Source organism: Corallococcus terminator (assembly GCF_003611635.1).
In the GTDB taxonomy this organism is placed as follows: Bacteria; Myxococcota; Myxococcia; order Myxococcales; family Myxococcaceae; genus Corallococcus; species Corallococcus terminator.
Genome location: NZ_RAVZ01000354.1, coordinates 1 through 9,784, shown reverse-complemented (window position 1 = coordinate 9,784; position 9,784 = coordinate 1). Strand labels below are relative to the sequence as shown.

General features: G+C 70.1%; 6 protein-coding genes and 1 tRNA gene. 4 read left to right on the top strand and 3 right to left on the bottom strand.

Features of this window, described 5'->3' with window-relative positions:
• Positions 1-168 precede the first annotated feature (168 nt).
• The gene (locus D7V88_RS34345) at positions 169-585 is read left to right on the top strand and encodes a hypothetical protein (RefSeq protein ID WP_120544832.1); all 417 of its coding nucleotides are present in this window, start codon (positions 169-171) and stop codon (positions 583-585) included.
• A 66-nt stretch (positions 586-651) separates the two neighbouring features.
• Positions 652-724: transfer RNA gene (locus tag D7V88_RS34340), tRNA-Ala, on the top strand.
• Between the two features lie 113 nt (positions 725-837).
• On the opposite strand, the gene D7V88_RS34335 is transcribed toward D7V88_RS34340, so the two are convergent.
• Positions 838-4,653: an ATP-binding protein gene (locus tag D7V88_RS34335; RefSeq protein WP_120544831.1), complete on the bottom strand. Its 3,816-nt coding sequence runs from the start codon at positions 4,651-4,653 to the stop codon at positions 838-840.
• Between the two features lie 171 nt (positions 4,654-4,824).
• Positions 4,825-5,745, bottom strand: a complete 921-nt coding sequence (locus D7V88_RS34330) for a class I fructose-bisphosphate aldolase (protein ID WP_120544830.1) — start codon at positions 5,743-5,745, stop codon at positions 4,825-4,827.
• Positions 5,746-5,979: 234 nt separating this feature from the next.
• Between D7V88_RS34330 and D7V88_RS34325 the strand changes: the two genes are divergently transcribed.
• Together D7V88_RS34325 and D7V88_RS34320 are read left to right on the top strand one after the other, a co-directional pair.
• Entirely contained in the window at positions 5,980-7,866 is a 1,887-nt protein-coding gene (locus D7V88_RS34325; protein WP_120544833.1) for a TolC family protein, read from the top strand.
• A 66-nt stretch (positions 7,867-7,932) separates the two neighbouring features.
• On the top strand, positions 7,933-8,571 hold the full coding sequence (locus D7V88_RS34320; RefSeq protein ID WP_120544829.1) for an MlaC/ttg2D family ABC transporter substrate-binding protein: 639 nt from the start codon (positions 7,933-7,935) through the stop codon (positions 8,569-8,571).
• A gap of 68 nt (positions 8,572-8,639) precedes the next feature.
• On the opposite strand, the gene D7V88_RS34315 is transcribed toward D7V88_RS34320, so the two are convergent.
• The coding region (locus D7V88_RS34315) for a GNAT family N-acetyltransferase (RefSeq protein ID WP_372241146.1) at positions 8,640-9,784 on the bottom strand (1,145 nt) is incomplete at its 5' end.

Genomic DNA, 9,784 nt, shown 5'->3' with positions numbered 1-9,784 from the left:
GGGTGGGCGCCGGAGCTCCAGGTGGGTGTGGATGGGCCGTACCTGCGCGCCCTGCCGCCCAGGGTCCCCGGTGGGGGCTTCTTCGCCGCGCGCCTCGTCCGCAAGCCGGGTTGACAGTCGGCGAGCCGTCACGTTACGCACGAACGACTTCTCCTGAGGGTGACAGCCGTGGCAGCAGACCCGAAGCAGTCCGAAGTGATGCGGCAGATCAACGAAGCCTTCCAGGCGGCCGAGTCCAAGCTCGCCAAGCTGAGGGAGGCCGTCGAGCGCAACACGGAGCTGGCGCGCGCCAACGGCAAGGCCGCCTTCCTCAAGGACAAGAAGGAACAGACCCACCGGGAGTTGGGTGAGGCCGTCTGGCAGAGCATCCAGCAGGGCCGCCTGACGCTCCCCCCCGGGTTCGATCGGTTCCTCGCGTCCATCGCGGCGGCCGAGAAGGCGGCTTCTGATCACGCCGCGCAGCTCACGGACCTGCTCCGGGAAGGAGAAGAGGCCGCGGAACGGTTGAAAGTGGCGAAGCCCCCGGTCGCAAAAAGCGTCGCGAGGCCTCAAACAGTTGTGGCAACGGGAGCGAAGAAACGGTAGAAGTGCGCCGCCTTCGCAGGGCGGAACCGCTCCCCAAAAGCGGTACCGGTAACACGTAGAAAAGAAGGGGCCATAGCTCAGCTGGGAGAGCGCCTGAATGGCATTCAGGAGGTCACCGGTTCGATCCCGGTTGGCTCCACTCTGAAATGGAAAGGCCCGCGAGAGAAATCTCGCGGGCCTTTTGCTTTTCGTGGGGCTCGCCCGGGCGGAGCGGCCCCCGGGCCTGCTTCCCGGGAGCGCGTGCGGCCTGCGCTACGACGCGTTTTCGGAAGCCACACCCGGAGCGTGACGGGGCAGCCGCACCGTGAAGGTCGTTCCCGCATCGGCCGTGGAGTGCACCGTCACGGTGCCGCCGTGGGCCTCGGCCAGGTGCTTCACGATGTAGAGCCCCAGCCCGATGCTCCGGGTGCTGTTGTCGACCTCGCCGCTGGCGCGTTGGAGCGGTTGGAAGAGCCGCTCCAGCCGCTCGGGAGGGATGGGGGTGCCCGGGTTGTGGACGGACAGGACGACACTGTCGCCGTCGCCCCGGGTCTCGACGCGGACCGACGTTTCCCGGGGGCTGTACTTGAGCGCGTTGGTCACCAGGTTCTGCGCCATCTGCCCCAGCCGGTCCGGATCCCACGCGCCGTGACCGTCGCCGCTGGCGCGCTTGTGGAGCTCCCGGTCCGGGTGCGTCGCTTCGATTTCCTCCAGCACGCCCCCGATGACCGCGTGCAGATCCGTGGGGCGGCGTTGGAGGCGGATGCCCCCGCCCAGGCGGGCCTGGGTGAAGTCGAGCAGGTCGCGGATCATCCGGTGGGCCCGCTCCGCCGCGGACTGGATGCGACTCACGGCCTTGGTGCTGCGCGCGTCCAGTTCATCCCGGCGCATCAGGCTGGCGGCGCCCAGGAGGATGGCGCTCACGGGGTTTCGCAGGTCGTGGCTGACGATGCCGATGAGCTGCTGCTCGAAGTCCGCGCGCTGCTGCAGTTGTGACTGGGCCTGACGCAGGTCATGGATGTCCGTGGAGGTGCCCACCCACTTGAGCACCCGGCCTTGCGCGTCCTTCACGGGCAGGGCCCGCACCATGTGCCAGCGGTGGGTGCCGTCCCGGCCCAGCACCTGGTGTTCCCTCTCGTAGCGCGCCCGCGTCCGCTGGGCGGCCTCCCATTCTTCCCGGGTCCGCTCGCGGTGCTCGGGGTGGAGGATGTCCAGATACCCCGTGCCCAGCAGCTTCGCCGCGGGCAGGCCGGTGTAGTTGGGCAGCACGGCGTTCACGTAGGTGACGTCGCCCTTGGGGTCGGCGGTGAAGGCCGCCTCCGGCAGGGCCTCCGCGAGCGTGCGGAACTCCTCCTCGCTGCGGCGGAGCGTCTCCTCGGTGGCCTTGCGCTCGGTGACGTCCTGCATCGCGCCCACCATGCGCAGGGCCGTGCCGGCGCCGTCGCGCACCACCCAACCCCGGTCCTCCACCTGGGCGTACGTGCCGTCCTGGCGCCGGAACCGGTACTCGCCCCGCCAGTCGCTGCCCCCGGGCGCGTCGATGATGGTGTGGATGCTGCCCACGATGCGCTCCCGGTCGTCCGGGTGGATGGCCTCGTACCACCAGGCGGACGTGGGCTGGACCGCGTCGCCCGAGTAGCCGAACAGCGTCCGCACGCCCTCGTTCCACGTCACTTCCTGCGTGCGCAGGTCCCAATCCCAGATGGCGTCCTTCGTGGCCCGGGTGGCCAGCCGGTAGCGCGCCTCGGAGAGTTCGAGGGCCCGGAGCAGCTCCTCGCGTTGCCTCCTCGCCCGCGCGGCGTTCACGGTTCCCTCCAGTCGCGCCACCAGTTCGCGGACGCCGAAGGGCTTCACCAGATAGTCATCCGCGCCCGCCTGGAGTCCCTCGACCTTCGCCTCCTCGCCCGCCCGCGCCGACAGGAGGATGAGCGGGACGTGGGCCGTGCGCGTGTCCGCCCTCAGCTCGCGCAGCAGCCCGAAGCCGTCGAGTCCCGGCATCATCACGTCGGACAGCACGACGTCCGGTGGGCGCTCCCGTGCCGCGGCGAGCGCGGCCTGTCCGTCCGCCACGGCCTCCACCGTGAAGCGGCCCTCGAGCGACCGCTGGACGTAGCTGCGCATGTCCGCGTTGTCGTCCGCCAGCAGGACGTGGCCCTGCGAGGCCCCGGACGCGGACGGAGCTTTCCGGGCCGCGGCGGAGGGCTCGCCGGAGGAGGGGATCCACTGGGACGCTTCGCGGACGAGCGCTTCGGTCGTCGCGGTCTGGGGCAGGCCCGCCGGCGGACGGTCCTTGCGCAGGTCGTGCGGCAGGTGCGCCGTGCCCGTGGGCAGCGACACCGTGAAGGTGCTGCCCTGGCCCTCCGTGCTCTCCACGGAGACGGTGCCTCCGTGCAGCTTCACCAGTTCCTGGACGAGCGCCAGTCCGATGCCGCTCCCCTCATGGTTGCGCCCCCGGGCCGCTTCCACCCGGTGGAAGCGTTCGAAGACGCGGGGCACCTCCGAGTCCGGGATGCCGGTGCCGGTGTCGCTGACGGACAGCTCCACCCGGTCGCCGAGCCACTTCAGCCGGACACGAATCTCTCCCTCGAAGGTGAACTTGAAGGCATTGGAGATGAGGTTGAGGACGACCTTCTCCCAGAGATCGCGGTCCACCCAGACGGGTTCGGGCAGGGCAGGGCAGTCCACCACCAGCCGCATCCCCGCCTTCGCCACCAGCGAGTCGAAGGCCCCCGCCAGTCCTGCGGTGAGCGCGGAGAGGTCGGTGGGATCGAAGGTGGCCTGCATCCGGCCGGCCTCCAGGCGGCTGAAGTCGAGCAGGCTGTTGACCAGCTTGAGCAGCCGCTGGCCGTTGCGCCGCGCGAGCTCCAGTTGCGCCTGGTGCCGGGGCTCCAGCGGGTGCTCCGCGTCCGTGAGCACGTCCTCCAGCGGGCCCAGCAGCAGCGTCAGGGGCGTGCGGAACTCGTGGCTGACGTTGGAGAAGAAGGCCGTCTTCGCCCGGTCCACCTCCACCAGCGCGTCGGCGCGTTGTCGGGCCTCTTCGTAGGCGCGGGCGCTGGCGAGCGCGGAGCCCAGGCCGCTGGCGACGAGCTCCAGGAACGAGCGGTAGGACGCATCCAGCAGGAGCCGTGGGGACAGGCCCAGCACGAGCATTCCCGCCGGGCCCGTTTCTCCGGGCCGGACCATGGGCAGGACGAGCGCGGAATCCGGTGGGGGCAGGCCCTCGCGCGAGGGCAGGGCGCCGAAGCGCTCCCGCAGTCCGTCCACGCGCTCGGCACGGCCGGAGTGGAGCACCTGGGCCAGGGGCCAGGGCGCGGGGACCTCCGAGCGCGAGAGCATCCGTTCGGGAGCGAGCGGGCTGTCGGCGTCCAGGCCCATCCGGCCTTCGAGCCAGGCCCCGGTGCCGTCCGCGTCGAACCGGTAGAGCAGGGCGAAGGGGATGTCCGCCGGGTTCGTGGCCAGCGCCTCCATGGCCCGTGCGCGGGCGTCGGGAACCTGGAGGCTCCCGGTGGTGCGCGTGGACAGCTCCTGCATCATCCGGATCCGGCGCGCGTCCAGCACCTGGCCCGTGGTCTCGATGACGGTGTCGAGCACACCGCCCACGCCTCCGCTCTCATCGCGGATGGGGCTGTACGAGAAGGTGAAGTACGTCTCCTCGATGAAGCCGTGGCGCTCCATGAGGAGCAACTGGTTCTCCGCCCAGTGTGGACGGGCCTCCGTCCGGACCTTCTCGGCCAGGGGGCCGATGAAGTCCCAGGCCTCCGCCCAGACCTCCTGGCCGGCGCACCCCATGGCCTGCGGGTGCTTGCTGCCCAGCATGGGCCGGTAGCCGTCGTTGTAGAGCTTCACCAGCTCCGGCCCCCAGAAGAGCATCATGGGGAAGGCGGAGTTGATGCAGGTGCTGACGGCGGTGCGCAGCGACTGCGGCCACCCCGCCACGGGGCCCAGCGGCGTCGTCGACCAGTCCATCGAGCGCATCAGGGCGCCCATCTCACCGCCACCGGCGAGCACTTCCTCGACCGCGCTCCCGGCTGCGTCGGGTTCAAGCGGCTGCGTGCTGTCCGGCGATGGCATCCTGTTTCGATGCGTCATGCCTGGGTCCGTAGCCGAACAAGCCAGCGGAGGCCAGGAGGGAGCACCGGGGGGCGGCCTGACCGGGGGCCAGCCAGGCGCCGGATGTCGACGTCGGAACACGCCCGGACGGGCACCTTCCCAGCGTCCAGCCGGAAGGGGTGCGAAGCGCCGGGCGTGCGATGCCGGGGACTACTTGCTGGCGAAGATGTTCATCACGTCCTTGAGCAGCTTCACGGACTCGCCGTGCGGACGCTGGAACGCGTTGCGGCCCATGATGGAGCCGAAGCCGCCACCCTGGTGGATCTGCTTGATGTCGTCCATGAGCGCCGCCGTCTCCTTCGCCTCGCCGCCGGAGAAGATGACGATGCGCTTGCCGTTGAACGCGGAGCGCACGACTTCGCGCACGCGGTCCGCCAGCGTCTTGGTGGGGATGTTGGCCTTCTCGAAGGCCTTTTTCGCCTCGGGCTGCTCCAGGAAGTCGGAGGGCGGCTTCACCTTGATGATGTGCGCGCCCAACTGCGCGCTGATCTGCGCCGCGTACGCCACCACGTCGATGGCCAGCTCGCCCTCCTTGGACAGGGCGCCGCGCGGGTAGGCCCACAGCACGGTGGGCAGGCCGTAGGACTTGGCCTCCGCGATGATGTCGCGCAGGTCCTCGTACTGCTCGTTGCGGGCGGCCGAGCCCGGGTAGATGGTGTAGCCCACCGCCGTGCAGCCCAGGCGCACCGCGTCCTTCACGGACGACGTCACCGCGGACATGGGCGCGGCCGTCTTGGCCAGCGAGTCGGAGTTGTTCACCTTGAGGATGAGGGGAATCTCACCCTGGAGCTTGCCGGCGACGGCCTCCAGGAAGCCCAGCGGCGCCGCGTACGCGTTGCAGCCCGACTCGATGGCCAACTGCGCGTGGTAGTCCGGATCATATCCGGCCGGGTTCGGACCGAAGGAGCGCGCGGGGCCGTGCTCGAAGCCCTGATCCACCGGGAGGATGACGAGCTTGCCCGTGCCCGCCAGCGTGCCGCTGTTCAGCAGCCGCGCCAGGTTCGTCAGCGTGCCGGGGTTGTCAGAGGGGTACCAGGACAGGATCTGCTTGACGCGGTCGGTGTGTGCCATGGGGATTTCCTTGAAGGAAGGCGTCGAACTCGGCGCGGGATTCTGCGATCCCCGCGCGCGCCGACCAAGCTTTGTCTGAAATGAATGTCGTGGATTGTCACGCGCGCTACGGGACCTCCTCGCGCGGGAGGGACTGGGCGGAAGCTGACATCTGGCACTGAGCGCCGGTGCACAGAAATGCTGCACCGGCGCGGGCTTCCAGATATGCCCGCCGCACACGAGGCGGACCACAGCATGGGCAGAGACGTCGGCAGGGTCGTCGCAGTGGCAATGATGCTCACGGGCGGTGTTTCGGGCGCGCAGATCTCACCCACGATCGCTCCCTCGAACGCCCCGGGAACGGGCGCTCCGGGCACCGCGGCCCCCTCTCCCGGCAGCCTGTCACCCGCCACCATTCCCTCGCCGGGCGCCTCGGGAAGCCAGGGCACGCCGGGCATGCCCGGGTCCTCTGGAACGGGCTCCTCTTCGGGCAGCCCTGCTTCGGGGACCGGCTCGATGCTGCCGCCCGGGCCCACCCCCGTGAACATGGGGCCGGCGGCCGAAGCCGGCAACGCCGCGCAGAGCGCCACCACCTCCGCGCCGAAGACCTCCACGACGATGCAGGGCACGCCGGGCGCGGGGGCCCCGCCCGGCGCGGGCGTCCCCCCCACCACGGGTGCCCCGGGCACGGGTGTCCCCGGTGTCGGCCGCACGCCGGGCGCGGGAGCCGGAGCCAACATTCCGGGCGCGGATGTCCCCGGGAACGGTTCGCCCGGAGACAGTGTGCCCATGACAGGCAAGGCGCCGGGAGCCGTCGCCGGCACGAAGCCGCCCAAGGGCCCCATCACCCTGGCCGAACTGGTGGAGCGGGCACGCACCCAGGACGCGCGCGTGGCGGAGGCGAGCGCGGAGCTGCGCAAGTTCCAGGCGCTGCACCAGCAGGCGAAGTGGGCGTGGTTCCCCAGGTTCGAAATCACCCTGGGCGCGGGCGGCCCCGTCCCCGAGGCGCGCAACGACGGCCTGGGCGGCCCGCCCACCACGGAAGCGTCGCTGGAGGGCGACTGGAACTTCGGCAAGGTGGGCGTGACGGTGTTCTCCACCGGCAACGCGGTGCTGCCGCTGTACACGTTCGGCAAGCTGTCCGCGCTGGAGAAGGCGGGAGAGCAGGGCCCCATCGTCGGCGCGGCGTTGCGCGAGCGCGTGCGCGCGGAAGCCGGCTTCCAGGCCGCGCAGGCCTACTACGGCTATCAACTGGCGCGCACCGGCCTGAAGCAGTTGGAGGACGTGGCCAAGCGCCTCAAGGACGCGGGGGACCGCATCGACGCGCTGCTCAAGGAGGACTCGGATCAGGTGGCGAAGCTGGACACGTACAAGCTGGGGTACTTCCGTCAGCTCGTGGAGGGCCAGCGCGCCAGCGCCCTGCAGGGGGAGCAGTTCGCGCTCACCGCCATCCGGCTCTTGGCCAGCGCCGCCCCGGATGAGCAGGTGGAGGTGGTGGAGGAGGAGCTGCCGCTGCGCGAGGACGTGACGGTGCCCGACCTGGAGACCGCGCTGAAGCAGGCCAGCGAGCGCCGTCCGGAGCTCAAGGCCATCTCCGCCGGCATCATCGCGCGCGAGCAGGAGGTCCTCATCCGCGAGCGCAGCTACTACCCGGACCTGGGCCTCGCGGGCTTCTACGACATCCGCTGGACGAGCAGCGCCACGCGCCAGCGCAGCCCCTTCGCGTACGACCCGTACAACGACCGGACCGTGGGCCTGGGCCTCGTGGTGCGCGGCACCTTCGACATCCCCATCAAGGACGCGCAGTTGGATCAGGCCCGCGCGGAGCTGGACAAGCTGCGCGCGCAGGAACAGACGCTCAAGGCCGGCATCCAGTTGGAAGTCACGCAGGTGCAGAGCCAGCTCGTCGCGGCCTATTCGCGGGCGAAGTCCTTCACGGAGGCGGAGAAGAACGCGAAGCGCTGGGCCACGGCCGCCTACGCCGCGTTCGACCTGGGCACCGGCGACACCCGCGAGCTGGTGGATTCCTTCACCGCGCTGGCCCAGGCGTCGGCGGAGCGGGGCAAGAGCTGGTTCGATGTGCGCGTGGGTCTGGCGTCCCTGGCACGCGTGACGGGTGCCGTCCCGGCCTCGGATGAATAACCCTTCCAGGCCGCCAGTCCTCTCACGCGTCGTTTCACGCGTCCTACAACCCGGAGCTTCATCAAAATGATTGCTTCCCTGCTTGCCGCCACGCTGCTCGCCGCCGCGCCCGTGACGCCGCTCAATGTCGTGAAGTCGGGCAACGCGGACGTCCAGAAGGCCGCCAATGCGCCGGGCGCCACCGTCCAGTCGCTCGCGTCCGTCGTGGAGAAGTTCGTCGACTTCGAGGAGCTCGCCAAGCGCGCCATGGGCGAGAAGGCCTGGGCGGGCCTCACCGCCACCCAGCGCAAGGAGTTCACCGACACCATGACGGGGCTGCTGCGCGCCTCGTACGCCCAGAAGGCCATCGGGCAGGCCAAGGCGGAGGTCGCCTACGGCAAGGAGAGCGTGCAGGCGAACGAGGCCACGGTCGACACGAAGCTCACCGTGAAGTCCGACCAGGTGCCCGTGGACTACAAGCTCTACCGGACCTCCGCGAAGGGTGACTGGCGCATCTACGACGTCATCACCGACGAGGTGTCGCTCGTGGACACGTACAGCGGCCAGTTCCGAAAGATCCTCCAGACGAAGGGCTTCGACGGCCTGCTGTCGACGCTGAAGTCCAAGCGCGCCCAGTTGGAGAAGGAGAACGCCAACACCAGCGCCGCGTCGGTGAAGGACACCGCCGCCGGCACCACCGGCGCCGCGCCCCCGATGCCGAAGTAGCAGGGAAGGGTGGTGCCTTCCGCCCGGGCCGAGAGCCCGGGCGGAAGCGTCCTACGCAAGGGCCGTGCTCAGACGGGCCGCTGGAACACGCGGTACGTCTTGGAGCGCTGGCCGCCCATGGATTCGATGGCGCGGTTGACCAGGTGGTTGTCCTCCAGCGTCCAGGAGATCTCCCCACCCGTGTAGCCCAGCGCCTTCGCGGTGCGCAGCGTGTCCAGGTACAGGATGGCGTCCAGACCGCGGCGCCGGTAGCCCTCCTTGATGCCCAGCGTGAGCAGGCGCAGCCGCTTGAGGCGCCGCGACGCCAGCACCAGCTTGGCCAGGCCAATGGGCAGGCCGAACGTGGTGAGGCGCCCGTTGGCGGCCTTGAAGGCCGGGTTGGCGTCCGGCAGCGTCATGGAGAAGGCGACGGGCTCCCCCTTCACCTCCGCGATGAGCACCAGCTCCGGCCGCACGATGGCCTTCATCTCCTTGGCCATGTGGTCGAACTCGCGCTCGGTGAACGGGATGAAGCCCCAGTTCTTCTCCCAGGCGGAGTTGTAGATCTCCTTGATGCGGGCGACCTCCGCGGGGAAGTCCTTCAGGTTCACGGGACGCACGGTGACGCCCTCGCGCTGACGGATCTTCTCCGCGATGCGCGCCACCTTCTCCGGCGGCTCCGCGGACGAGGACAGCTCATAGGCCCACAGGTCCTTCGCCTTGGTGAAGCCGCACGTCTCCAGGAGCCCCAGGTAGTACGTGGGGTTGTACGGCATCATCAGCGCGGGGGGCGTGTCGAAGCCCTCCACGAGCAGGCCCCAGTCCTGGTTGGAGGAGAAGTTGGCCGGCCCCAGCACCCGGTCGATGCCGCGCGCCTTCAGCCACGCGCTGGCGGCGTCCAGCAGGCCCCGGGCGATGCCCGCGTCGTTCACGCACTCGAAGAGGCCGAAGAAGCCCTCCTTCGTGCCGTGGACCTCCATGTGGCGCGGGTTCTTGATGGCGGCCACGCGGCCCACCACCTCCGTCCCACGCCGCGCGAGGAACAACTCCACCTCCGCGTAGTCGAAGAAGGGGTTCTTCTTCGGGTCCAGGAAGTCCTTGCGCTCCATCTCCAGCGGCGGAACCCAGTTCGGGTCGTCACGGTAGAGGGCGTAGGGCAGCCGGATGAAGGCCGTCCGGTCGGCCGCGCCGCGCACGGGCGTCACCTGCACGTCCGTGGGCATGGGGGGAAGGC